The following is a 23,870-nucleotide window of genomic DNA, read 5'->3' as shown; positions in this document are numbered from 1 at the left end:
GGGCGCCTTCTGGTTCATCCGGGCGAGGGGAGCTGCACGCGGTCTGGAGCGGTGTAGATGTTGAAGCGTTCTTCTCTGAGGAAGCCGATGAGGGTCAGGTCGAAGTCGTGGGCGAGGGCGACGGCCAGGGAGGAAGGGGCTGAGACGCCGCAGACCATGGGGAGGCCGGCGGCGAGGGCCTTCTGCATGATCTCGTAGCTGGTGCGGCCGCTCACCATGAGGACCGAGGAGGTGAGCGGGAGGCGGCCCGAGAGGAGGGCCCAGCCGATCAGCTTGTCCACGGCGTTGTGGCGGCCGACGTCCTCGCGGAGTGCGAGCAGGGAGCCGTCCGGGGTGAAGAGGCCGGCGGCGTGCAGGCCGCCGGTCTTGCCGAAGATCCCTTGCGCCTTGCGCAGGCGGCGAGGCAGGTCGTACAGGATCTCGGCGGGGATGGGCGGGAAAGAGGCGGGCGTCGTGGGGGGGAGGGCGGCCTGGCGGGCGCGCAGGGCGTCCAGGCTGGCCGTGCCGCAGACCCCGCAGGCGCTTGATGTCATGAAATGCCGGTGCATGTTGGGGAGGTCGGGCAGCACCGGGCTGTCCAGGCGGACCGTCACGGTGTTGTAGCGCGCCTCGGGCGGGAGGTCCTCGTCCGTGCAGTAGGCGATCGAGGCGATGGCCGCCGAGGTGGCGGTGTGCCGCGGATCGGGGTGGACGATGCCCTCGGCGGCGAGGAAGCCGGCGGCGAGTTCGAAGTCGGCGCCGGGGGTGCGCATGGTGACGGCCAGGGTGCGGGTCCGGCCGCCCGCGGCGATCCTGATCTCCAGCGGCTCCTCCGTGGCGAGGTCGTCGCGCCGGTCGCGCGCGGACGTCCCCGAGACCTCCCGCACCCGCACCCGGGTCGTGGGCCCGGGACGAGTGCCACGCCCGGACCTCAGGACGCCGGGATCGGCTTCCCGGCCGTCCTCGCGGGCCTGAGAGGTGGTCATGCGCCGGCCTTGCGGAGGGTCACCACGGCGTTGTAGTCGGGGATGCGGGCGTCGGGGGAGCGGCGGGCGTGGTCGAGGAGGACGTTGCCCTCGGGCCAGTGGATCTGCAGGTTGCCGGGGGTCAGCGGGGCCCGCAGCACGCGTCCGGTGAAGCGCCCGGCGGGCCCGGTCAGCTCCACCCGCTCGCCGTCGGGCAGGCCGAGCCGGTCGGCGTCGTAGGCGCTGATCAGGACGGCCTCGCGGGTCGCGCCGTTGAAGCCGTCGCGCCGCTCGTGGACCATGCTGTTGAACTGCTTGCCGCGCCGCGTGGCCACCATGAACGAGCCGTCCGGCCGTTCCAGCGCCGGGATCGCCACGGCGGAGAAGCGGCCGAGGCCGTCCGGGGTGGGGAAGCGCCCGCCGGGGCACAGGTGCCGCCCGCCGTACTGCACGTTGTCCCCGAACTCGGCGAGCGCGGCGATGCCCGCGTAGGACGGCACCGCGGCCTCGATGTCGCGCCGGATCTCGGGCGTGCCGCCGGGGTAGCGCACCCGGTCGGCGATCTCGGGGCGGGCGCGGGCCGCCAGCTCGGTGAAGATCTTCCACTCGGGCCAGGCCTCGCCGACGCGCGGCCCCTCGACCTCGGGGGAGAAGATCACGCGGCGCTCGGTGGAGGTCTCGGTGACCCCGCCCGCCATCTCGTAGCGGGTCTGCGCGGGGAGCAGCAGCACGTCGCCCTCGGACTCCACCAGCATCTGGCTGGACAGGACGATGTCGATGTGGACGCGCAGCGACAGCCGGGACAGCGCCTCGCGGCAGTGGCCGGGGTCGGGGAGGACCTCCAGGAAGTTGCCGCCCGAGGAGATCAGCGCGTCCAGCTCGCGCGCGTGCGCGGCGTCGATCATGTCGGTGGCGGTCAGCCCGGGGGCGGTGGGCACCTCGAAGCCCCACTTCCGGCTGAACGTCTCGGCGTTCTCCGGCGTGACGGGCAGGCCGCCGGGCAGGCCGGTGGCGTACGCCCCCATCTCCGCGCCGCCCTGGACCCCGCTGTGCCCGCGGATCGGCATGAGCCCGCAGTTGTCGCGCCCGACGAAGCCGCGCGCCAGCGCGAGGTTGACGATGGCACGGACGTTGTCCTCGCCGTAGGTGTGCTGGGTGATGCCCATGGACCAGACGAGCACGGCGGACTTCGCCTCGCCCAGCAGCGCGGCCAGCTCGTACATCTGGGCGCGGGTGGCGCCGCTCAGCGCCTCCAGTTCCTCCCAGGACTGCGCGGCCACCGCGGCGCGCGTCTCCTCGAAGCCGGCGGTGTGCTCGTCGATGAACGCCTTGTCCAGCCAGTCGTTCTCGATGAGGTGCTTGAGCACGCCGTTGAGGAAGCCGATGTCGCCGCCGACGTTGACGCCGAAGAAATGGTCGGTGATCTTGGTGCCGAACAGGGCGGACTCGGCGTTGGACGGCACCCAGTACCGCTCCATGCCCGGCTCGCGGTAGGCGTTGACCATCGCGATGCGGGTGCCCGCCTTCTTGGCGTGGTACAGGTACTTCATCGCGACCGGCTGGTTGTTGGACGGGTTGGAGCCGACGAAGACGATCAGGTCGGAGCCGATCCAGTCCGTGTAGGAGCAGGTGGTGGCGGCGGCGCCGATGGTCTCCTTGAGCGCGACGGTCGAGGGCGAGTGGCAGATGCGCGCGGCGTTGTCGATCGAGTTGGTGCCGAGCGCCCGCACGGCCTTCTGCGCGGCGAAGTAGTTCTCGTTGGGCACGCCCCGGCTGGTCAGGTACACGCCGAGCCGGCGGTCGCGCACCTGCTCGGCGGCGAGGTCCAGGGCCTCGTCCCAGCTCACGCGGGTGAAGCCGGGCTCGCCGCGGCGCCGCAGCATGGGGTGCGGCAGGCGGCCGAGGTCGCGCAGCGCCGCGCTGCTCATCCCGGCCAGCGGGGCGACGTGGGCCAGCGCGCCGGTGTCGAGCGCGGGCATGGTGTTGAGCTTGAGCAGCCGCAGGCGGATGTTGCACAGGTGGATCTCGGGCATGGTCCAGTCGCGCATCCCCTTGGTGCCGAGCGCGCAGCCGTCGCACGTGCCCTGGTTGAGGATGCGCCACGCGTAGCGGCGGTTGCCCTTGACGGATCGGAACGCCTTCCACAGTTCGAGGTAGTTGTTGGGCTTGCGCTCGCCGATGCCGAAGGGCTTCCAGCTCGCCCAGTTCCGGGGGTCCAGTCGCTTGCTCACCGAGGGCTCACCGTTTCCTAGCCGTTCTTCCAGTCGTTTGGCCGTCCGCCGACCTCACTCGTGCGGTCTACCCATAGCATCACTCCTTGTCCCCTTTTGACGATCCGGGGGTGTGGGGTGCGGCAACCGGGACACTCGCGGACGCGGGTTGGTCAGTCACAGTCAAAGTCGCGGCCCGCACCGTGGTCGTCCGATGCTCTTTCCGTAGTCGTCCGGTAGTCGTTCGGTAGTCTCCGGCACCGCGGACGGCAGGCGGGACCCGCCACTCCGCGGGAGGAGGGAGGATGGAGGCGTGCTTGACTCGCCGTACACCGATCTCGACCGGCCGCCGTTGTCGCAGGCGGCGCTGACCCGTGCGCTCGTCCGGCCGGACGGCCTGTGGTCCCGGCTGACCGTCGTGGACCGCACCGGTTCCACCAACGCCGACCTCGCGCAGTCGGCCCGCGACGGCGCGCGCGAGGGCGCCGTGCTGATCGCCGAAGTGCAGCTCGCGGGGCGCGGGCGTCTCGGCCGGGTCTGGACGGCGCCGGCGCGCTCGGGCCTGACGTTCTCGCTGCTGCTGCGGCCCTCGGCGCCTCCGGCCCGGCAGGGCTGGCTGCCGCTGCTGGTGGGGCTGGCGGCGGCGTCGGCGGTCCGCCGGGTGGCGGGGGTGGACGTGCGGCTGAAGTGGCCGAACGACCTGCTCGTCGGCGAGCGCAAGCTGGCCGGGGTGCTCGCCGAGCGGGTCGAGGGCGCCGTGGTGATCGGCATGGGGCTGAACGTCTCGGTGCGCGAGGACGAACTGCCCGTTCCCACCGCGACCTCCCTGGTGCTGGAGGACGCCGAGTGCGCCGACCGCGACCCGCTGATCCGCGCGGTGCTGCGCGAGGTCGAGACCCACTACCGCGAGTGGGCGGCGGCCGGGGGCGACGCGGACGCCTGCGGGCTGCGCACGGCCTACCTCGGCATGAGCGCGACCGTCGGCCAGGAGGTCCGGGTGGAGCTGCCCGGCGAGCGCGTCCTCACGGGCCGGGCCACGGGCGTGGACGCCCTTGGCCACCTGCTCGTCGAGGCGGACGGCGAGGAGCGCGCGCTGAGCGCGGGCGACGTCGTCCACGTGCGCCGCACCTGAGCTTCCGGGGGCCGCGCGTCAAGGCGAGGCCAAGGGGAATGCCATGATCGGCGGGGTGTCGGCATGGGGCAGACGCGGGGCTGATCGTCGTGCCACGATTTGCCCCATGGGTCTGCCTGAACACCACTTGACGACCGGCGAGCGGGTCATCCACTCGTTCCATCCGCACTGGAAGCGGCTCGTCGTCCCGTTCCTCGCGTTGCTTCTCGTCGTGGCCGCCTCCAGCCTGGCGTTCCTCTACATCCCGACCGATTACGAGTACGTCCGTTTCGCCTGGCTGGCGGTCGCCGTCGTGTCCGTGGTGGCGCTGACCCTCTGGTCGTTCATCCCGTACCTGCGCTGGAAGACGACCTCGTACACGCTCAGCACCCACCGCTTCAACATCAGCACCGGCATTCTGAACAAGTCCACCGACGACATCCCGCTGGCCAAGGTCAACAGCGTGAGCTCCGACCAGACGTTCGTCGAACGGCTGCTCGGCTGCGGCACGCTCGTGGTGGAGTCGGCCTCCGACAAGGGCGAGATCGTGCTCAGGGACATCCCGAAGATCCAGACGGTGCGCGCGGAGCTGTTCCGGCTCGTCGAGGACGCCTCCGACGGGGAGATCGACGGGAAGTGAGCGGCGCCGGGGTGGCGTAACGTGTCACACCGGAGCCGGGAGGGCGTGCCCGCCATCGGCAGGTGCGCCCGGCGGGTCCGGGACGCCGCGAGAGAGGGAGCAGGTATGCCGTACGAGGTCCAGGGTGTGGTCGCCGCCGCCAAGGGCGAGCCCGTGTCGCTGCGAACGGTGATCGTCCCCGACCCCGGGCCGGGTGAGGCGGCCGTGGACGTGCAGGCGTGCGGGGTGTGCCACACCGACCTGCACTACCGCGAGGGCGGCATCAACGACGACTTCCCCTTCCTGCTCGGGCACGAGGCCGCGGGCGTCGTGGCGGCGGTGGGGCCGGACGTCACGCAGGTCGCGCCCGGCGACTACGTGGTGCTCAACTGGCGCGCCGTCTGCGGCAACTGCCGCGCCTGCCTGCGCGGACGCCCGTGGTACTGCTTCGCCACGCACAACGCCACGCAGAAGATGACCCTGGAGGACGGCACCCCGCTCAGCCCCGCGCTCGGCATCGGCGCGTTCGCGTCCAAGACGCTGGTGGCCGCCGGGCAGTGCACCAAGGTGGACCCGGACGCCCGCCCGGCGGTGGCGGGGCTGCTCGGCTGCGGCGTGATGGCGGGCCTCGGGGCCGCGCTCAACACCGGCGGCGTGACCCGCGGCGACTCGGTGGCGGTGATCGGCTGCGGCGGCGTGGGCGACGCCGCGATCCTCGGCGCGTCGGTGGCGGGCGCCTCGAAGATCATCGCGGTGGACGTCGACGACCGCAAGCTCGGCCTGGCCGGCCAGTTCGGCGCCACGCACACCATCAACTCCAAGACCACCGACCCGGTGGAGGCGATCCGCGAGCTGACCGGCGGCCACGGCGCCGACGTCGTGATCGAGGCGGTCGGCCGCCCGGAGACCTACAAGCAGGCGTTCTACGCGCGCGACCTGGCCGGGACCGTCGTGCTGGTCGGTGTGCCGACCCCGGACATGACCCTGGAGCTGCCGCTGCTGGACGTCTTCGGCCGCGGCGGGTCGCTGAAGTCGTCCTGGTACGGCGACTGCCTGCCGAGCCGCGACTTCCCGATGCTGATCGACCTCTACCTGCAGGGACGGCTGAACCTCGACGGGTTCGTCTCCGAGACCATCGAGCTGGACCAGGTCGAGGAGGCCTTCGGCAAGATGCACCGCGGCGAGGTCCTGCGCTCGGTGGTGGTCCTGTGAGCGGTGGCCCGGTGACGGTGGAGCGCCTGGTCACCTCGGGGACGTTCACGCTGGACGGCGGGAGCTGGGAGGTCGACAACAACGTGTGGCTGGTCGGTGACGAGCGCGAGGTGGTCGTGATCGACGCGGCGCACGACGCGCGGGCCATCGCCGCGGCCGTGGGGGACCGCCGTCTGGTGGCGATCGTCTGCACGCACGCGCACAACGACCACGTCAACGCCGCCGGGGAGCTGTCGGACGCCACGGGCGCGCCGATCCTGCTGCACCCGGACGACGAGGTCCTGTGGCGCATGGTCTACGCCGAGCGGGGGTTCGAGCCGGTGCGCGACGGCCAGGTGATCGAGGTGGCGGGCACCGCGCTGCGCGTCCTGCACACGCCGGGCCACGCGCCCGGAGCGGTCAGCCTGTACGCCCCCGGCCTCGGCGCCGTCTTCACCGGCGACACGCTGTTCTCCGGCGGCCCCGGGGCGACCGGGCGGTCGTACTCCTCGTTCGAGACGATCATCGACTCGATCCGGGACCGGCTGCTGGTGCTGCCCCCGGAGACGGTGGTGCGCACCGGGCACGGCGACACGACCACCATCGGCGCCGAGGCGCCGGGCCTGGAGGACTGGATCGCCCGAGGTCACTGACCCTCTCACGGGGACCGGAATAGGGGATACGTCACATAGGCAAGCCTTACCTGTGTGAGTTAAGGTGAGCCTTACCTACTTCCCCCTGCGTCCCCGAGAGGCGTTTCGTCATGTACGTGTGCATCTGTCAGGCTGTGACGGAGAACGAAGTTCACGCCTGTATAGCCGCAGGTGCGAAGACGGCTCGTCAGGTCCGCGACATCACGGGCGCCGGCAAGGATTGCGCGACGTGCGTCCGTAAGATTTGTGCGATCCTGAACCGTCCTACGGAGCTCGCCGTAACCGCGTGAAATGAGGATTCGCCCATGCAGGGGGACAAGGACATCATCGGCCTGCTGAACGAGCAGCTCACTTCCGAGCTCACCGCCATCAACCAGTACTTTCTGCACGCCAAGATGCAGGAGAACTGGGGCTACACCAAGCTGGCGTCGTTCACGCGCTCGGAGTCGATCGACGAGATGCGCCACGCCGAGGTGCTGACCGACCGCATCCTCTTCCTGGAAGGCCTGCCGAACTACCAGAAGCTCGGCACGCTGCACATCGGCCAGACCGTCAAGGAGCAGCTCGAGGCCGACCTCCAGCTGGAGCTGGGCGTGGTGGCGCGCCTGCGTCCGGGGATCCAGCTCATGCGCGAGCGGGGCGACACGACCTCCGCCCGCATCTTCGAGAAGATCCTGGAGGACGAGGAGCACCACATCGACTACCTGGAGACCGAGCTGGAGCTGCTCGCCACGCTGGGTGAAGGGCTGTACCTCCAGCGCTTCGCCGAGCCGCCGAGCTCCAGCGACTAGCGTCCCGTGGCCGGCCGCCGGGGTGAATCCCCGGCGTGTCGAACCCGTCACGGGGGGTACGGAAGAGACTGCGGGGACGTCAGGTCGCTGCGGGCGGGGTCATCCGGGTTTCGCCGTCTTTGCCCAGGTCAATTGGTGGGTCAACGACGAGTCAAACCGCGCGCTGTACCCGGGAAACGATCGCCTAAGGTCCTACGATCGCTTTATGACCTGCGTACTTCTCGCCGAGGATGACACCTCGATCTCCGAGCCCCTGGCGCGTGCCTTGCGCCGAGAGGGCTACCAGGTGGAGGTGAGCCCCGATGGCCCGCAGGCCCTGGAGAGGGCTCTGTCCGGGGGCGTCGATCTCATCGTGCTCGATCTGGGACTTCCGGAGATGGACGGCCTTGAGGTCGCCCGCCGTATTCGCGCCGAAGGGCACGGCACGCCCGTGCTCATCCTGACGGCTCGCGTGGACGAGGTCGACACCGTCGTCGGCCTCGACGCCGGAGCCGATGATTATGTCACCAAGCCCTTCCGGCTCGCCGAGCTGCTCGCCCGCGTGCGGGCGCTGCTGCGGCGCGGCACGTCCGAGACCCCGGTGGTCCAGGGCGTGCGCATCGACGCCGACTCGCGGCGCGCCTGGATGGGAGACAAGGAGCTGCACCTGACCACCAAGGAGTTCGACCTCCTGCGCGTGCTCGTCCGTGACGCCGGCAAGGTCGTCACCCGCGAGCAGATCATGCGCGAGGTGTGGGACACCAACTGGTGGGGTTCGACCAAGACGCTCGACATGCACATCTCGTGGCTGCGGCGCAAGCTGGGGGACGACGCCGCCAAGCCGCGCTACATCACCACCGTCCGTGGAGTCGGCTTCCGATTCGAGCGCGAATAGCACACAGCTAGATGCGCCGTAGGTTGCTGTCGTCGACCTTGATGGTCGCGGCCATCGCGGTCCTGCTCCTGGGCGTCCCACTCGGGCTGGTGGTCACCCGCCTCATCGACGACGAGGCGGTCCAGCAGCTCAGGGCACAGGCGACGCTGCTGCTCAGCCAGGTGGAATACGCCAGAATCGAGGATCGGCCGATCGATCCCGAGGAGCTGCAGCGGCAGTATCCGAACAGGTACGTCCAGATCTTCATCCGCAACAGCCCGACCGTCATCGTCGGTACGGAGCCGCCGACCGGTCGGCAGATGACCGAGGAGGCCCACTCGGAGAGTGGAGTCTATGTCCGGATATCGCGGGACCGCGCGCACGTCGAGCGGAACATCCGGGGATGGCTCATGCTCATCGTGGCCCTGGCCGGGCTGGCCCTCGCGGTCGCGGTGTCGCTCGCCGTCGTGCAGTCGCGCCGTCTCACCCTGCCGCTCCTGGACCTGGGGAGGATCGCGGAGCGGCTGGGGTCCGGCGAGGCCAGGCCGAGCCGGCACCGGTACGGCATCCCCGAGCTCGACAGGGTCGCCGAGGTGCTCGACCGCAGCGCCACCCGGCTCGCCGAGCTGCTGAGCCGCGAACGCGAGTTCGCCACGGACGCGTCCCATCAGCTCCGCACGCCGCTCACCGGCCTGACCATGCGGCTCGAAGAGATCGTGGCGGCGGCGGACCAGCCGGTGATCGTCCGCGAGGAGGGGGAGGCGGCGATCGTCCAGGCGGAGCGGCTCACGGCCGTCATCGACGAGCTGCTGGCCGCCGCCCGGCGGCAGCGCCATGCCCAGGCGGAGGCGATCTCGCTCGACGAGGTGCTGTGCCAGCAGATCACCGAGTGGGAGCCGGCCTTCCGCAGGTCCAGGCGCGCGCTCCACCTCGACGGCGACCGCGGCCTGTGCGCCATGGTCAGCAAGGGCGGGCTGAGCCAGGTCGTCTCGACCCTGCTGGAGAACTCCCTGGAGCACGGCGCCGGGACGGTGACCATCACGACGGGCAGCTCGGACAGGTCCATCGTGATCGAGGTCGCCGACCAGGGGGAGGGCATTCCGGAGCGCCTGCGCGCCCGGGTGTTCGACCGCAACGTCAGCGGCGCCGGGGGGACGGGGCTCGGGCTGACGCTGGCGCGGGCGCTGACCGCCTCCGACGGCGGGCGCCTGGAGCTGGTCCGCTCGCGTCCCGCGGTGTTCGCGCTGTTCCTGCGGCCCGCCGGCGACCCGGCACGCCATCGTGTGGTGAGCGGGCCCGCCTGAGCCGTCAGTCGCGGGCGGACGTCGGCGAGAACGCGGCCCCGCCGGGATTGTTGCGCGGGGTGGTGCCGTGCGGCGTCGAGCCGTTGCGGCTCTGCGGCGGCAGCGTCGTGGTCGGGAACGGGGCGCTGACCGTGGAGGGGCGGGGGGCGGACGGGGCCTGCGGGCCGTCGCCGGCCTGGGGAAGGCCGGTGTGCGGGTCCACGGGGGGCAGCTCCGGCGGCAGGAACACCCACTTCTTGTAGGACCAGAAGCGGAACAGCGTGCCGAGCGCCGTGCCGATGACGAGCGAGATGTTGTAGCTGAGCGGGTCGCGCATGTTCAGCGTGTACTCGACGAAGCCGATGATCAGCAGCGAGATCAGCAGGCCGATGCCGTTGAGCACGAAGAACAGGAAGTACTCGCGGGCCAGGCCGGACTTCTCGCGGTGCCGCCAGGTCCAGAACCGGTTGGCGAGGTAGGCGAACGTGGCCGCCACGACGGTGGCGATGGTCTTGGAGGCCAGCGGCCCCTGCTCGGCGCCGTACCGCATGAGGTTGGTGCCGCCGAGGTCGATCACGAAGGCGACGGCGCCGACCACGCCGAACTTGGCGAGCTCGTGGACCAGCGAGGAGAACCTGTCATACAGGCGACGGATGAGCTGCACAACGGTCCTCTCTGGGGTCGCAAACCCCTTCAGGTTACCGGTGCGGGGGCGTGGCGGGGGCGAGGTCCCATGACCTCCCCATAGCGACTATTTACTGAAATATGTTGATTTAACGGTCTGTAACCGGGGTGATGCGCTAGGCTGCGCCGCCAAACGGCAATGGAATGTCCGGGAGGTGGCTCCCAGCGTGCTGCGTCGCATGGCCGCTCCGGCGATCGGCGTCGTCCTCCTCCTCGCCGGCTGTGGCGCCCAGGGGGACGGACCGCTCACCGGCGCGCCGAGCCCCACCCGCCCGGCGCCCCCCACGATCGGCGCCGACGAAGCGGCGGCGGCGTTCGGCCTGCTCACGCGCCTCCAGGACGCCTGGGCCTCCCGGGACTGCGCCGAGGTCGCCGCCCTGACGGCCGCCGCCGAGAGCGAGCTGGCCGGCCGTGCCTGCCGGGCGAGGCGGAACGGCCGCCCGGCTCCCGCCTCCCTCGCCTACGAGGACGCCGACTACTACGTGCCCGACGAGCCCGGCGACCGGCCCTGGGTCGCCGCCCTCGCCCACGCCCCCGATCCCGCCTACTTCCTGTTCACGGAGGAGCAGGACGCCTGGCGGCTGGCGTACGGCCCGATCCCCCTCACCCGGGACGCGCCCCGGCTGGACGCCGCCGAGACCGTCCGCGCCGTGCCCGCCGACGACCCGGAGGACGGCCTGCGCGCCCGGCTCGTGCCGCAGAAGCACCTGGCCTACCTGACCGACCCGGCCGGGCTGAGCGGCGTCCGGTTCGCCGCGCGGGACGCGGTCACCCGTCTGCGCGACGAGCTGGCGGGCGAGGCCGCGCGGGTGCGGCCCGACCGGCTCGACGTGGACGTCCGGCTCGTGCCCGGCGAGACCCGGGCCCTGGCCCTGGAGGGCGGCGGCGCGCTGGTCTTCCACGCCCTCACGATCGCCTACCGGCAGCGGGGCCGTCGCGGCGAGGTGGACCACCCCCTCTTCGGCGCCGCCGCCGTACGCCACTTCACCGGCAAGACCCATCCGAGGACCCTCACCGCCACCGAACTGATCGTCCTGGCCACCGAGGCCGGCGCCGACGGGACCATGCGGACCGTCGCCCTGCGCAGGTCCCTGGCCGACATCACGGCCACCTGAGCGCGCTCGGTAGGGTTTGGGCTTGTGACCAGTGATGTGACCAGGAGGGTGGTACCTCCCACCGGGCCCGTCGTCGGCATGGTGGGAGCGGGCCAGCTCGCCCGCATGACCCAGCAGGCCGCCATCGCGCTCGGCGTCGACCTGCGCGTGCTCGCCAACTCCTTCGACGAGAGCGCCGCGCGGGTGATCGCCGACACCAGGCTCGGCGACTACCGCGACCTCGGCGCGCTGCGCGCGTTCGCCGAGGGTTGCGACGTGATCACCTTCGACCACGAGCACGTGCCGACCGGCCACATCGAGGCGCTGGCCGCCGGAGGCGTCGCCGTACGGCCCGGCGCGGCCGCCCTGGTGCACGCCCAGGACAAGGCGGTCATGCGCGAGCGCCTGACCGCGATCGGCGCGCCCTGCCCGGCCTGGGCCCGGGTGGCCTCCGCCGCGGACGTCGAGGGCTTCGGCGCGGAGCACGGCTGGCCGGTCGTGCTCAAGGCCGCGCGCGGCGGGTACGACGGCCGGGGCGTCTGGGTCTGCGAATCGGCCGCGGACGCCGCCGACGTGCTCGCCTCCGGCACCGAGCTGATCGCCGAGGCGTTCGTGCCGTTCGAGCGCGAGGTCGCCGTGCTGGTCGCCCGCTCGCCGCACGGCCAGGGGGTCAGCTACCCCGTCGTCGAGACCGTCCAGCGGGACGGCATCTGCGTCGAGGTCATCGCCCCCGCCCCCGGCCTGGACCCCGAGCACGCGGCCCACGCCCAGCACGTCGCCCTCAAGATCGCCAACGAGCTGGGAGTGACCGGCCTGCTGGCCGTCGAGATGTTCCAGCTCCCCGGCGGCGGCTTCGTGGTGAACGAGCTGGCCATGCGCCCGCACAACAGCGGCCACTGGACGATCGAGGGCGCCCGCACCTCGCAGTTCGAGCAGCACCTGCGCGCCGTCCTCGACCTCCCGCTCGGCTCGCCCGCGCCGGCCGCGCCCGTCGTGGTCATGGCCAACGTGCTCGGCGGCGCCGATCCCGACGTCTTCCGCCGCTACGAGCACGTCATGGCGCACGACCCCGGCGTGAAGGTCCACTTCTACGGCAAGGAGGTCCGCCCGGGCCGCAAGATCGGGCACGTCACCGCGCTCGGCGCCGACCTGGACGAGGTGCGCGCCCGGGCCCGGCACGCCGCCGTCCACCTCGCCACCGGGGAGTACGTGTGAGCGCCGCGCCGGTGCCCGGCCCCCTGGTCGGCCCCGTGGTCGGCATCGTGATGGGCAGCGACTCGGACTGGCCGGTGATGCGGCTCGCCGCCGAGGCCCTGGCCGAGTTCGGCGTCCCCTTCGAGGCGGACGTCGTCTCGGCGCACCGCATGCCGCGCGAGATGATCGACTACGGCGAGCGCGCCGCCGGGCGGGGGCTCCGGGTCATCATCGCCGGGGCGGGGGGAGCCGCCCACCTGCCGGGCATGCTGGCCTCGGTCACCCCGCTGCCGGTGATCGGCGTCCCCGTGCCGCTGAAGTACCTGGACGGCATGGACTCCCTGCTGTCGATCGTCCAGATGCCGGCCGGGGTGCCGGTGGCCACGGTCGCGGTCGGCGGCGCGCGCAACGCGGGCCTGCTGGCCGTGCGCATTCTGGCCGCCTCCGACGAGGGGTTGCGGGGCAAGATGTCGGAGTTCCAGGACGCGCTCAAGGCCCAGGCGTACGCCAAGGGCGAGCGGCTGCGCGCCGAGGCGTCGAACCTGGGCGCGTAGCGATATTTCCGGCATGACGCGGAAAAGGGCCACTCCGTAACGGAGCGGCCCTACGGCCGACGATGCCCGTGGTCACGGGCGACGATGCCCGCGGCTACGGGCGGCCGAGCGCGCGGTAGTGCCAGCCCGCGGCCCGCCAGGTCTCGGCGTCCAGGGCGTTGCGGCCGTCCACGATCTTGCGCGCGGACACGACCCCGCCGAGCTCCTCGGGGTCGAGGTCGATGAACTCCTGCCATTCGGTCAGCAGCAGCACGACGTGCGCGCCGCGCGCCGCCTCCAGCGCCGAGGAGCCGAGCCCGAGGGTGGGGTGGGCCCTGCGCGCGTTGTCCATGGCCACCGGGTCGTACACCGTGACCTGCCCGCCCTGCTCGCGGATCTTGACGGCGACGTCCAGCGCCGGCGAGTCGCGGATGTCGTCGGAGTTCGGTTTGAACGCCGCGCCGAGCACCGCGACCGAGCACCCCCGGAACGAGCCCCCGGCCAGTTCCCTGGCCAGGTCGACCATGCGGGCCCTGCGGCGCATGTTGATGGCGTCCACCTCGCGCAGGAACGTCAGCGCCTGGTCGGCGCCGAGCTCTCCCGCGCGCGCCATGAACGCCCGGATGTCCTTGGGCAGGCAGCCGCCGCCGAACCCGAGCCCCGGGTTGAGGAACCGGCCGCCGATGCGCTCGTCGAAGGACAGCGCCAGCGACAGGTCCTTGACGTCGGCGTGCGCGGCCTCGCAGACCTCGGCCATGGCGTTGATGAAGGAGATCTTGGTGGCCAGGAAGGCGTTCGCCGCGACCTTGACCAGCTCGGAGGTGGGGTAGTCGGTGATGACGAGCGAGGTGCCCTCGGACAACATCGGCTCGTACACCTCCCGCATGACCTTCTCCGCCTTGTCGGACACGACGCCGAGCACGATGCGGTCGGGGCGCATCGTGTCCTGCACGGCGAAGCCCTCGCGCAGGAACTCGGGGTTCCAGACCATCTCGACCAGCTCCCCGGCGGGGGCCAGCCGTACGAGCTTGTCGGCCAGGCGCTGGGCCGTGCCGACGGGGACGGTCGACTTGCCGACGACCACGCACTCGCGGGTGAGGTGCGGAGCCAGGGACTCGGCGACCGCGTCCAGGTAGGAGACGTCCGCGGCGTACTCGCCCTTCTTCTGCGGCGTGCCGACGCAGATGAAGTGGACGTCGCCGAACTCGGCGGCCTCCTCGTAGGAGGTGGTGAAACGGAGTCGCCCCGACGCGAGGCCCTGCCGGAGCAGCTCCTCCAGGCCGGGTTCGTGTATCGGGAGTTCTCCGGCGGAGAGGCGGGCGATCTTGCCGGGGTCCACGTCCAGGCCGAGGACCTCGTAGCCCAGGGCGGCCATGCACGCCGCGTGTGTGGCACCCAGGTATCCGGTCCCGAGGACCGTCAGGCGATAGGACACGTGCGTGCTCCTTCCATGTTCCAGTGTCGACCCCATCTTTACCGTTACGTTGCCGAGGCATGTTACCGGCCCCCCGGGCCGTCGCAACAGTACAAACCGGACATTTCGCCGGAGCGTGCTGTCCATATACCCCTGGTTCAGCTCCCGTATTGTTGGACGTCCTACTATTTGTCTATGAGCTTTCCTCTGTACGCGCCCGCAGAAGAGCACGAGATGCTGCGTGAGACCGTACGGTCCCTCGCCGACGACAAGATCGCTCCGTACGCCGCCGCCGTCGACGAGAACGCCGAGTTCCCGTGGGAGGCGTACAAGGCGCTCGTGGCCGCCGAACTGCACGCCGTCCACGTTCCCGAGCAGTATGGCGGGGCCGGGGGCGACGCGCTCGCCGCCGTGATCGTCATCGAGGAGGTCGCGCGCGCCTGCGCGTCCTCCTCCCTCATCCCCGCCGTCAACAAGCTGGGCACCGTGCCCCTGCTTCTCTCCGCCTCCGAGGAGCTCAAACAGCGGTACCTCCCCGCCGTGGCGCGCGGCGAGGGCATGTTCTCCTACGCGCTGTCCGAGCCGGAGGCCGGTTCCGACGCCGCCGCGATGAAGACCCGCGCCGTCAGGGACGGCGACCACTACGTGCTGAACGGCACCAAGATGTGGATCACCAACGCGGGCGTGTCGGAGTTCTACACGGTCATGGCCGTGACCGACCCCTCCGCCGGCGCCCGCGGCATCTCCGCCTTCGTCGTCGAGAAGGGCGACGAGGGCGTGAGCTTCGGCGCCAAGGAGCGCAAGCTCGGCATCAAGGGCTCGCCCACGCGCCAGGTGATCCTGGAGAACGTGCGCGTTCCGGCCGACCGGATCATCGGCGAGGAGGGCACCGGCTTCAGGACCGCCCTCGCCACCCTCGACCACACCCGCGTGACGATCGCCGCCCAGGCCCTCGGCATCGCCCAGGGCGCCCTCGACTACGCCATCGGGTACGTCAAGGAGCGCAAGCAGTTCGGCAAGTCCATCGCCGAGTTCCAGGGCCTCCAGTTCATGATCGCCGACATGGCCATGAAGCTGGAGGCCGCCCGCCAGCTCACCTACGCCGCCGCCGCCAAGTCCGAACGGGCCATGCACGGCGAGAAGATCCCCGACCTGACCTTCTTCTCCAGCGCCGCCAAGACCGCCGCCTCCGACGCCGCCATGGAGATCACCACCGACGCCGTCCAACTCCTCGGCGGCTACGGCTACACCCGCGACTACCCGGTCGAACGCATGATGCGCGACGCCAAGATCACCCAAATCTACGAGGGCACCAACCAGATCCAGCGCCTGGTCATGGCCCGCCAGCTTCTGAAGTAAGCCCCGGACGGCGACAACCCGACCCCCGCAGTGCCGGCCGGGCCGGGTCCGCGCCACGCCTGCGCAGCTCGGCCTCCGCGGGTTCCCCAAGATGTCGAGATCAGGCTCACTCCTCCTCGGTAGATCTCTCCCCGGCGAGCGGTCAGCATGGGGTCATGTCGGTTTTCGGTGGGAGGCGGGTGGGGAGAGCGGGACGTACTTCGTGAAGCGGATGTCGAGTGGGGGACGGCGATGGCGCCATGGCATGTGCGCGATCTGCGGGAGGATGACCTGGATCAGGTGGTTCGGCTGCTGGAGGAGTCCAGGGACACGGCGGCCGAGCCGGTGGTGACGCTCGCCGAGGCGGTGGGGGCGATTCGTGGCGGTATGCCGTCGGTGGTGGCGGCCGCGGGGGCGCGGCCGGTGGGCACCGCCGTGTCGCTGGTCGCCGGGGACCGGGCCTGGGTGCTGCGGCTGGCCATCGACCGAGAGTGGCGCGGCCACGGCATCGGCTCGGGCCTGCTGGCCGCGCTGGAGGAACGGCTGGCCGGTCGCGGCGCGCGCCGTATCGGGGCGCTGCTGCCCGCGCACGAGCTGGGCGAGACGGCCTTCCTCAACTCCGGCTACGCGAGCCGCCCGGACGCGACCTACTTCGAGAAGCTCCTGCCCGCCACGCCCGCGGAGGCCACGGTCCTGGAGCAGCTCGGCGGCATCGTCCCCCAGGCGGGGCTGTGGGAGCGGATCGCGGGCATGGAGACCGAGAAGTCGATCATCGAGCGCCGTCTGGTGATGCCGCTTGAGCACCGCGACGTGGCCGAGCACTTCAACCTGGAGCCTCCCCGAGCCGTCGTGCTCTTCGGGCCACCGGGGACGGGCAAGACCACGTTCGCCCGGGCGGTCGCCTCCCGCCTGCGCTGGCCGTTCGTCGAGGTGTTTCCCTACCAGCTCGCCGCGGATCCGCACGGCGTCGCCGGCGGCCTGCGACGGCTGTTCGCCCGCGCCGACCACCTGGAGCAGGTGGTCCTCTTCTTCGACGAGGCCGAGGAGATCGCCTCCGAGCGGCGCGATCCGACGTCGCCGGCCCACCGGATCACCAACGAGCTGCTCAAGCTGATCCCGGTGTTCCGCCGCCGCGACCGCAGGCTGCTGATCTGCGCGACCAACACGGTGACCAGCATGGACGCCGCGTTCCTGCGGCCGGGCCGCTTCGACTATCTGATCCCTGTCGGCCCGCCGGACGCGGGGGCGCGCCGCGCGATCTGGGCCCGCTACATCGGCGCGGAGCGGCTCGCGCGCGTGGACCTGGACGAGCTGGTGGCGGCCAGCGCGCGGTTCACGCCCGCCGACATCGAGTACGCGGCCCGCACGGCGGCGCAGGCGGCGTTCGAGCGGTACCTCGGCGAGGAGGGCGACGCGGACGGGCCCGGCCAGGTCACCGCCGACTACCTCACGGCCATCGCGGGCACCCGCGCCTCACTGACCGACGAGGACATCACGTCCTTCGGCCGCGACCTGCGCGTGGCCGCCCGAGTGTAGTCAGGCGGGGCGGTGCCGATGCCGTGTGAGGCGGCGTCGTACATGCCGAGGGCGTCCCACCCCCACCACGCACCATGGCGCGGCGGGGGTGTCCGCGGGTCGGCGGTACGTCAGAGGTCGGCTGGGGCCACCGGGCCGTACCGTGCGGCCAGGGCCCCGGTCATGTGGGCCCAGTAGCGGTCGCCGTAGGACCAGTGCCACCACTCGCCGGGGTAGTTGACCAGACCGACCGTGGTCAGCACCTCGCCGAGGAGGCGGCGGTGTCCCCGTGCCTCCGCGGAGATCGCCGTGCCGGCGGTGTGGCAGGCGTCGGTGCCGGTGTCGTTCACCTCCGTGCCCAGCCACAGTTCGTGCCCGCCGGTCTCGCACAGGGTCAGGTCGACGGCCGCTCCGGCCGGGTGAGGCGCGAACTCCGGCGGGGAGATGTGGCGGCCGGCCTGGCGACGGTACCAGTCCTCGTCGTGGCCGGGAGCCGAGGTCCGGAGACGGTCGACGTGGGCGTCGAAGTACTTCGCCTGCAGTTCCACGGGCCGGAAGCCTTCGACGATCAGGAGGCGCAGTCCGGGCCGCAGCAGGGTCTGCGCGGTGATCAGACGGTCCACGACGCTGAGCCGCAGGCGGGCGTGGTACCCGTCCGGGTCGGCCATGCGGGGGTCGAGGCGCAGCGCGGGGATGGTGCGGAGATCGATCAGCGCCTCACCGGACTCCTCGACCGGTATCCGGCTGATCTCGGGATCGGAGAGAACAATCATGCCGTGTCCTTCGGGGTCCGGTCCGGTACGGCTCCACGGGCCGCCGATCGGCGATCGGACGGCCCGTGGAAGCTGTGGGGACTGGGGGCTCATGCCGACGCCCCTCACCGGTGTGGGGTGGGGTGGTCAGTCGGTGGGGGCGGAGGTGAGGATTTTGTAGCCGAAGTTGCCCCAGCTGGTGCCGAGGCTCTTGTAGGGGGCGAAGCTGAAGGTGTTGGCGTCGCTGGTGCTGCGCCAGATCATGAGTTCGTCGCCGCCGTTGAAGCCGATGATGTCGTCTTTGCCGTCGCCGTCGAAGTCGGCGCCGATGAACTTGCTGACGGTGCGCCATCCGTTGGAGATGAAGACGCCGTTGGTGGAGAAGTTTCCGGGGGTGCTGGTGTTGCGGTGGATCCACAGGCCGTCGTCGGCGATGCCGGAGATGTCCTTCTTGCCGTCGCCGTCGTAGTCGGCCAGGGGCAGGAGCTTGTTCATGTAGCTCCAGGTGGGGCCGAGGCTCTTGTACGGTTCGAAGCTGAAGGTGGTGGCGGTGCTGGTGCTGCGCCACATCATGAGTTCGTCGCCGCCGTTGAAGCCGATGATGTCGGCTTTGCCGTCGCCGTCGAAGTCGGTGTTGATGAACCTGGTGACGGTGCGCCATCCGTTGGAGACGAAGACGCCGCTGGTGGAGAAGTTTCCGGGGGTGCTGGTGTTGCGGTGGATCCACAGGCCGTCGTCGGCGATGCCGGCGAAGTCGAGTTTGCCGTCGCCGTCGTAGTCGGCCAGGGGCATGACCTTGTTCATGTTGCCCCAGGTGGTGCCGAGGCTCTTGTACGCCTGGAAGCTGAAGGAGTTGGCGTCGCTGGTGCTGCGCCAGATCATGAGTTCGTCGCCGTAGTTCATGCCGAGGATGTCGTCTTTGCCGTCGTTGTCGAAGTCACCGGCCATGAACTTGTTGACGGTGCGCCATCCGTTGGAGATGAAGACCCCGCTGGTGGAGAAATTGCCGGGCGTACTGGTATTGCGGTGAATCCACAGACCATCACCCGCGATCCCGGCGATGTCCTTCTTACCGTCACCATCGAAGTCACCCAACGTCTGATACACCGGCGCGGGCGGCGACTGCGGGGGAGGGTCGTCGACGATGTTCTTGTATCGGATCGGGCGATAGGCCTGCAGGCCCGACCACGTCTCGTCGCCCCTCTTGCCCTTCCAGTTCGGCGTCGGACCCTTGGCCCAGTCGTCCTGCCAACCGTCACCGTCCGGATCGGGCCCGCCGTTGAGGGAGTAGGTCCACGCGCCCTGGCCGTGGTCGGAGGGGACCTTCCATCCGGCGAACAACTCCATGTGGCCGGACTTCAGGATCGCGTCCCCGGGCTTCAGGTCGTGCAGACTGCCCAGATATTCCTTGCCGCTCCAGGACTCGAAGTCGTCGGTGCTGTTGCCGCCCTTGCCGGCGTTCGCGGTGATGTGCCATGCCATGGAGACCAGGCCGGAACAGTCCGGACCGTACTTGTGGGCCCCTTCGACGTCGTTGTGGAGGGTGTTCGACCTTCGGGTGAGGTTGTACTGCACATGGTCGTCGACCCAGAACTGGGCGCGGGCCAGCACCTCTGACCGGGTGATCTGGCCGCCGGCCGTGGAGGCGGCCTCGGCCGGCGCGGCGGCCGTGAAGGTGGCCACCGTCGCCCCCGCGAAACCGAGGGAGAGCGCGGCCGTGATGCTGAGCGCGCCGGAGATCAGGCGATTGATCGTCATGGGAACCTTCCGGTGGGGAGAGGGGATTTCGTCCCGTGCACCGAAAGGTTCGCGCGAGGCACTGAAAACGCGGTGAAACTTCGTGGTGGATGGTTTTCAGTGGCCTTTTCAGGAATCTTCAGAAGGCTTCAGAACGCGGCCGCGTTGCCGCTGAGCTCGCCGTATTCGCGGGCGCCGTGGTCGCGGAAGACCTGCAGGGCCCGCGCCCGGACCGCCGCCGCCGTCTCGGCGTCGCCGCTCGCCTCGTGCAGCAGGGCCAGGGTGTGCTCCGTCCGGGCCTGCCAGAGCGGGGCCTCCATGCTCGCCCACACCTCCATGGCGGAGGTCAGGCAGGCGGCGGCGTCCGTCAGCCTGCCGTCGGCGAGGTGCAGCTCGCCCAGGGTACGCAGGGCCAGGCCCAGCCCCCACTGGTCTCTCATCGCCTGGCACGTGGACAGCACGTCCTCCAGCGGGGCGAGGGCCTGCCGGGTCTGGCCGAGACGGAGCCGGGCCTTGGCGCACGCGCGGATCGCGTACGCCTCGAGCAGCCGGTCGCCGAGCTGGGCGAAGATCGCCCTCGCGGCCTCGGCGGTCTCGATGGCGGCGTCGTACTCGCCGGTCGCCCGGTGGAACAGGCTCATGGTGCGCAGGGCCACCCCTTCGCCGCGGCGGCTGCCGAGGCGCCGGTAGCCGGCGACGGACTCCTCCAGCCCGGTCCAGGCGGCCGGGTAGTCCCCGAGTTCCAGCCGTACCGAGGCGGACAGCCGTCGCAGGTAGGCGACCCCGAGATCATCGCCGAGATCGGTGAGCAGGACGTCGGCCTGGTCGAGGAAGTGCAGCGCCTCGAGCAGGCGGCCCGCCTCCCGGCAGGTCGCGCCCAGCCCGGCCAGAGCCACGGCCTGGCCGCGTGCGCCTCCCAGCTCGCGGAAGGCGCCGAGCGCGTCGCCGAGGAGCTGGCGCGCCTCCGGGAACCGGTCCTGGAGGTAACGCAGGTTTCCCAGTTCCACCAGCATCGTCGCCTCGCCGTGCCGGTCGCCCGCCCTGCGGGCCGCGGCCAGCGCCGCCGTGTTGATGCGCTCACGCGACTCGAGTCTGTTGACGCCGAGGAACGACGAGCCGAGCCGCGCGGAGGCGAACTGGCAGACCGTGTCGTGCAGGCCGAGGACGGCGGCTCGCTCCAGACCGACGACCAGCGTGGGCTGTTCGATCTCGAACCAGTCGTGCGAGGCCGCCAGCACCTGCGCCGTCAGCTCCTCGGGGATCGTCACGGCCGCCAGGGCCGGGTGCATCCAGCCGATCTCGTCGGTCGGGACGTCGGCGGCCACCTGGTCGGCCAGGGCGAGCCAGCCCCCGAGCACCCGGCCGACGGCCGCCGTGAGCTGCTCGGGCGGTTCCTCCGCCTCGGCGCACTCGCGCCCGTAGATGCGCACCAGGTCGTGTATCCGGTAGCGCAGCGTGCCCAGGTCGTCGACCCGGCTGAAGTCCACCACCTGTGCGTCGACCAGGCGTTCCAGGGTGTCTTCCGCGAGCTTCCCGTCGATGTCGCACAGCCAGGAGACGATCCACGGGGAGAATTCGGGCGCCCCCAGGTGGCCGAGCCGGCGCAGCGCCCGGCGTTCGTCGTCGTCCAGCCCCCGGTAGCTCAGCGCGAAGCCGGCCCGTACCTCCAGGTCGGCGATCGCCAGCTCGTCCAGCCGGCGCCGCTCGTCGGCCAGCCGGTCGGCGAGAAGCCGCAGCGGCCATCGCTGCCGGGTGGCGAGCCGGGCCCCGGCGATCCGGATCGCCAGCGGCAGCCGGCCGCACAGATCGACGATCTCACGGGCCACCGGTTCCTCGGCGGCCGTGCGCTCGGCTCCGACGATGCGGGCGAGCAGTTCGATGGCCTCGGCCGGTTCGAGCACGTCCAGGTCGGCACGGCTCACGCCGCTGAGCCCGCCGAGCCTGTTGCGCGAGGTGATCAGCACGCCGCCGCCGGAGCCCCCCGGCAGCAGCGGGCGCACCTGCGACTCCCCGGCGGCGTCGTCCAGCACCACCAGCACCCGGCGCCCGGCCATCAGGCCGCGGTAGAGCTCGGCCCGCTCGGCGGTGGCGGCGGGGAGCTCGGCCGGGTCGACCCCGAGCGCCCGCAGGAACCTCCCGAGCACCTCACCGGTATCGGCGGGAGCGTCGCTCATCCCGCGGAGCTCGGCGTACAACTGCCCGTCGGGGAAGGCGGACGCCACCTGGTGGGCGACGTGGACCGCCAGCGCCGACTTGCCGGTGCCGGCGCGGCCCGTGACGATCTGGACCATCGGGGCCGATCCCGTCGTCAGCGCCGCCACCAGGGTGGAGCTCTCCGCCGAGCGGCCGGTGAAGTCGGCCGGTAACAGGGGCAACTGGGTGGGCACGGCGACGCGGACGGTCTCGCCGGACAGCGGCGTCAGCAGGGCGGGGTCGCCGCGCAGGATCGCGTGGTGCAGGGCGGTCAGCTCCGGTCCCGGGTCCACCCCGAGATCCTCGGCCAGGATCCGCCGGCCTTCCTGGAACGAGGCCAGCGCGTCGGACTGGCGGCCGAGCCGGTACAGGGCGGTCATGTACTGGCCGCGCAGCCGCTCGTTGTCCGGATGGCGCCCGACCAGCGAGGCCAGTTCGGCCACCAGCCGGCCGTGCCGGCCGAGCGCCAGGTCGGCCGTGACGCGGTCCTCCGTGGCGGTCAGCCGTAGCTGTTCCAGCCGGGCGACCTCCCCGGCCAGCGGCGAGTCGCCCAGCCCGGCGAGAGCGGGCCCGCGCCACAACGCCAGCGCGGCCTCGAGCAGGCCGGAGGTCTGCTCCGGCGTGGCCGCCTGCCGTGCGTCGGCCACGTGCCGTTCGAACACGTCGACGTCGAGGGCTCCGGCGGGGACCTGGGCAAGGTAGCCGGGCGCCCGCGTGACGATCACCTCGGGCATGCCGGCCCGGGCCAGCGCCTGGCGTAACGTCTTGACGTAGGTCTGTATCGCGGCCTTGGCGGTGTCCGGCGGATCGTCCGGCCAGATGATGTCGATCAGACGGTGCGTCGGCACGACGTGCCCCTGTTCGAGCAGCAGCGCGGCCAGCAGCATCTTCGGTTTGACTCCCCCCAGCGGCACCGTCCCCCCGGCGGCCACCACCTCGACTGGCCCCAACAGCCGAAACTCCACCGGTCACTCCCCGTCGTGTCGGTGCTGAAAAGCAGGGTGAGGGCGTGCCCATTCGGCGCGCCCGCCCGTCGGCGCCAGCAGAGGTTCGATGGATCGAGGTGTCGGCGCGGCGGGGGTGGTTCAGAGAATCTTTAGGACAGCATGAACAGTTCCCACCGCGGGCGCAAGGTTCAGGCGATTGTCGTGATATACGCGCTCTTTTCGGTCTTTCCATCCATAATTGCCCGGCGGTGAAGACCGACACCGGTCGCGTTCGCGCCGAAGCCGAGGCATGCACCATGCCGGCGTTGGTGTACGGGGTGGGTCACAGGGATTCGTCGGTCGCGACCGGGGTGAGGGATCCGAGGAGGGGGACGCCGAGGCGGGTGTAGAGCTCCAGCTGGTCCAGGAAGAGCTGGTGGTCGGCGATCAGGGTGTCCTGGAGGGTGAAGGTCCAGCACGAGCGGACGCTGACGTGCCTGCCCGTGGGCTGGACGACCTCGCCGCCCGCCAGCAGGAACGGGCCGGTGTGCGTGCCGCTGAGCAGCACCGTCGTCGCGACCTCCTCGCCCTGCGCGATGGTCTGCAGGACGGTGAAGCGTTCGTCGGGGAAGGCCCTCCAGACCACGTCGTGGTAGGAGAGCACCTCGTCAAGGCCCTCGGCCAGCCCGCCGGGCGCCACGAGGATCACGTCGGGCGCGTAGTGGCGCGCCACCGCCTCCAGGTCGTGAGCGTTGCAGGCGTCGAAGAACAGGTCCACTCGCTTGGCCGCCTCCGGCATGGGACCCCCCCGTCTCAGGCCGACTACACCCAACCT

The 23,870-nt window shown here is 71.2% G+C and carries 21 protein-coding genes; 13 read left to right on the top strand and 8 right to left on the bottom strand.

The window, feature by feature from the left end; translation table 11 throughout:
• Positions 1-14: 14 nt before the first annotated feature.
• Positions 15-965, bottom strand: a complete 951-nt coding sequence (gene fdhD, locus BJ981_RS02155; RefSeq protein ID WP_184608053.1) for a formate dehydrogenase accessory sulfurtransferase FdhD — start codon at positions 963-965, stop codon at positions 15-17.
• Positions 962-3,175 carry an FdhF/YdeP family oxidoreductase gene (locus tag BJ981_RS02150; protein ID WP_184608052.1) on the bottom strand — a complete coding sequence of 738 codons (2,214 nt, stop codon included), beginning with the start codon at positions 3,173-3,175 and terminating at the stop codon, positions 962-964. Before BJ981_RS02150 ends, fdhD begins: the two co-directional genes overlap by 4 nt.
• A 292-nt stretch (positions 3,176-3,467) precedes the next feature.
• Between BJ981_RS02150 and BJ981_RS02145 the strand changes: the two genes are divergently transcribed.
• From BJ981_RS02145 to BJ981_RS02110, 8 genes are all read left to right on the top strand, one after another.
• Positions 3,468-4,286, top strand: a complete 819-nt coding sequence (locus BJ981_RS02145) for a biotin--[acetyl-CoA-carboxylase] ligase (protein ID WP_184608051.1) — start codon at positions 3,468-3,470, stop codon at positions 4,284-4,286.
• A gap of 106 nt (positions 4,287-4,392) precedes the next feature.
• Complete coding sequence (locus BJ981_RS02140; RefSeq protein WP_184608050.1) at positions 4,393-4,905, top strand: PH domain-containing protein; 513 nt, start codon at positions 4,393-4,395, stop codon at positions 4,903-4,905.
• A gap of 105 nt (positions 4,906-5,010) precedes the next feature.
• Positions 5,011-6,096, top strand: a complete 1,086-nt coding sequence (locus BJ981_RS02135; protein ID WP_184608049.1) for an S-(hydroxymethyl)mycothiol dehydrogenase — start codon at positions 5,011-5,013, stop codon at positions 6,094-6,096.
• Positions 6,093-6,728, top strand: coding sequence for an MBL fold metallo-hydrolase (locus tag BJ981_RS02130; protein WP_239139125.1), 636 nt, complete (start codon positions 6,093-6,095; stop codon positions 6,726-6,728). Before BJ981_RS02135 ends, BJ981_RS02130 begins: the two co-directional genes overlap by 4 nt.
• 110 nt (positions 6,729-6,838) lie before the next feature.
• Positions 6,839-7,018 carry a (2Fe-2S)-binding protein gene (locus tag BJ981_RS02125; RefSeq protein WP_184608048.1) on the top strand — a complete coding sequence of 60 codons (180 nt, stop codon included), beginning with the start codon at positions 6,839-6,841 and terminating at the stop codon, positions 7,016-7,018.
• Positions 7,019-7,033: 15 nt separating this feature from the next.
• The gene (bfr, locus tag BJ981_RS02120; RefSeq protein ID WP_184608047.1) at positions 7,034-7,519 is read left to right on the top strand and encodes a bacterioferritin; all 486 of its coding nucleotides are present in this window, start codon (positions 7,034-7,036) and stop codon (positions 7,517-7,519) included.
• Between the two features lie 205 nt (positions 7,520-7,724).
• On the top strand, positions 7,725-8,393 hold the full coding sequence (locus tag BJ981_RS02115; RefSeq protein ID WP_030451323.1) for a response regulator transcription factor: 669 nt from the start codon (positions 7,725-7,727) through the stop codon (positions 8,391-8,393).
• A gap of 11 nt (positions 8,394-8,404) precedes the next feature.
• Positions 8,405-9,676, top strand: coding sequence for a sensor histidine kinase (locus BJ981_RS02110; protein WP_184608046.1), 1,272 nt, complete (start codon positions 8,405-8,407; stop codon positions 9,674-9,676).
• A gap of 4 nt (positions 9,677-9,680) precedes the next feature.
• Here the strand turns inward: BJ981_RS02110 and BJ981_RS02105 are convergent, their stop codons facing one another.
• Positions 9,681-10,319, bottom strand: a complete 639-nt coding sequence (locus BJ981_RS02105) for a GtrA family protein (protein ID WP_184608045.1) — start codon at positions 10,317-10,319, stop codon at positions 9,681-9,683.
• A gap of 187 nt (positions 10,320-10,506) precedes the next feature.
• Between BJ981_RS02105 and BJ981_RS02100 the strand changes: the two genes are divergently transcribed.
• From BJ981_RS02100 to purE, 3 genes are read left to right on the top strand one after another with little or no spacing between them, the layout of a single operon-like run.
• On the top strand, positions 10,507-11,454 hold the full coding sequence (locus BJ981_RS02100) for a DUF8094 domain-containing protein (RefSeq protein ID WP_184608044.1): 948 nt from the start codon (positions 10,507-10,509) through the stop codon (positions 11,452-11,454).
• Between the two features lie 24 nt (positions 11,455-11,478).
• Complete coding sequence (locus BJ981_RS02095; RefSeq protein WP_275422291.1) at positions 11,479-12,648, top strand: 5-(carboxyamino)imidazole ribonucleotide synthase; 1,170 nt, start codon at positions 11,479-11,481, stop codon at positions 12,646-12,648.
• 50 nt (positions 12,649-12,698) lie between these two features.
• Positions 12,699-13,181, top strand: a complete 483-nt coding sequence (purE, locus tag BJ981_RS02090) for a 5-(carboxyamino)imidazole ribonucleotide mutase (protein ID WP_184615507.1) — start codon at positions 12,699-12,701, stop codon at positions 13,179-13,181.
• Between the two features lie 94 nt (positions 13,182-13,275).
• On the opposite strand, the gene BJ981_RS02085 is transcribed toward purE, so the two are convergent.
• Positions 13,276-14,595 (bottom strand): UDP-glucose dehydrogenase family protein, encoded by a 1,320-nt coding sequence (locus BJ981_RS02085; RefSeq protein ID WP_184608043.1) that lies wholly within the window; start codon positions 14,593-14,595, stop codon positions 13,276-13,278.
• 174 nt (positions 14,596-14,769) lie between these two features.
• On the opposite strand from BJ981_RS02085, the gene BJ981_RS02080 reads away from it, so the two are divergent.
• Both BJ981_RS02080 and BJ981_RS02075 read left to right on the top strand, forming a co-directional pair.
• Positions 14,770-15,933, top strand: a complete 1,164-nt coding sequence (locus tag BJ981_RS02080) for an acyl-CoA dehydrogenase family protein (protein WP_184608042.1) — start codon at positions 14,770-14,772, stop codon at positions 15,931-15,933.
• 147 nt (positions 15,934-16,080) lie between these two features.
• Positions 16,081-17,448 carry an ATP-binding protein gene (locus BJ981_RS02075; protein ID WP_311745257.1) on the top strand — a complete coding sequence of 456 codons (1,368 nt, stop codon included), beginning with the start codon at positions 16,081-16,083 and terminating at the stop codon, positions 17,446-17,448.
• Between the two features lie 110 nt (positions 17,449-17,558).
• Here the strand turns inward: BJ981_RS02075 and BJ981_RS02070 are convergent, their stop codons facing one another.
• The 4 genes from BJ981_RS02070 to BJ981_RS02055 form a co-directional block, all read right to left on the bottom strand.
• Positions 17,559-18,200 (bottom strand): M15 family metallopeptidase, encoded by a 642-nt coding sequence (locus tag BJ981_RS02070; protein ID WP_184608040.1) that lies wholly within the window; start codon positions 18,198-18,200, stop codon positions 17,559-17,561.
• Positions 18,201-18,326: 126 nt separating this feature from the next.
• Complete coding sequence (locus BJ981_RS02065) at positions 18,327-19,937, bottom strand: FG-GAP repeat domain-containing protein (protein ID WP_184608039.1); 1,611 nt, start codon at positions 19,935-19,937, stop codon at positions 18,327-18,329.
• Between the two features lie 128 nt (positions 19,938-20,065).
• Entirely contained in the window at positions 20,066-23,059 is a 2,994-nt protein-coding gene (locus tag BJ981_RS02060) for an AfsR/SARP family transcriptional regulator (RefSeq protein ID WP_239139127.1), read from the bottom strand.
• A 319-nt stretch (positions 23,060-23,378) separates the two neighbouring features.
• Positions 23,379-23,834 (bottom strand): ester cyclase, encoded by a 456-nt coding sequence (locus BJ981_RS02055; RefSeq protein ID WP_184608038.1) that lies wholly within the window; start codon positions 23,832-23,834, stop codon positions 23,379-23,381.
• Between the last annotated feature and the right edge of the window lie 36 nt (positions 23,835-23,870).

The organism is Sphaerisporangium krabiense (assembly GCF_014200435.1).
GTDB lineage: Bacteria > Actinomycetota > Actinomycetes > Streptosporangiales > Streptosporangiaceae > Sphaerisporangium > Sphaerisporangium krabiense.
The sequence above is the reverse complement of the archived record's forward strand: the minus strand, read 5'-3'. Positions and strand labels throughout refer to the sequence as shown.

What these genes read in the sequence shown, in the direction of transcription:
- BJ981_RS02135 (WP_184608049.1), top strand. Translation starts at nt 5,011, where the DNA reads ATGCCGTACGAGGTCCAGGGTGTGGTCGCCGCCGCCAAGGGCGAGCCC.
- BJ981_RS02115 (WP_030451323.1), top strand. Translation starts at nt 7,725, where the DNA reads ATGACCTGCGTACTTCTCGCCGAGGATGACACCTCGATCTCCGAGCCC.
- BJ981_RS02125 (WP_184608048.1), top strand. Translation starts at nt 6,839, where the DNA reads ATGTACGTGTGCATCTGTCAGGCTGTGACGGAGAACGAAGTTCACGCC.
- BJ981_RS02055 (WP_184608038.1), bottom strand. Translation starts at nt 23,834, where the DNA reads ATGCCGGAGGCGGCCAAGCGAGTGGACCTGTTCTTCGACGCCTGCAAC.
- fdhD (WP_184608053.1), bottom strand. Translation starts at nt 965, where the DNA reads ATGACCACCTCTCAGGCCCGCGAGGACGGCCGGGAAGCCGATCCCGGC.
- BJ981_RS02080 (WP_184608042.1), top strand. Translation starts at nt 14,770, where the DNA reads ATGAGCTTTCCTCTGTACGCGCCCGCAGAAGAGCACGAGATGCTGCGT.
- BJ981_RS02110 (WP_184608046.1), top strand. Translation starts at nt 8,405, where the DNA reads ATGCGCCGTAGGTTGCTGTCGTCGACCTTGATGGTCGCGGCCATCGCG.
- BJ981_RS02065 (WP_184608039.1), bottom strand. Translation starts at nt 19,937, where the DNA reads ATGACGATCAATCGCCTGATCTCCGGCGCGCTCAGCATCACGGCCGCG.
- BJ981_RS02140 (WP_184608050.1), top strand. Translation starts at nt 4,393, where the DNA reads ATGGGTCTGCCTGAACACCACTTGACGACCGGCGAGCGGGTCATCCAC.
- BJ981_RS02075 (WP_311745257.1), top strand. Translation starts at nt 16,081, where the DNA reads ATGGGGTCATGTCGGTTTTCGGTGGGAGGCGGGTGGGGAGAGCGGGAC.
- BJ981_RS02070 (WP_184608040.1), bottom strand. Translation starts at nt 18,200, where the DNA reads ATGATTGTTCTCTCCGATCCCGAGATCAGCCGGATACCGGTCGAGGAG.
- bfr (WP_184608047.1), top strand. Translation starts at nt 7,034, where the DNA reads ATGCAGGGGGACAAGGACATCATCGGCCTGCTGAACGAGCAGCTCACT.
- purE (WP_184615507.1), top strand. Translation starts at nt 12,699, where the DNA reads ATGGGCAGCGACTCGGACTGGCCGGTGATGCGGCTCGCCGCCGAGGCC.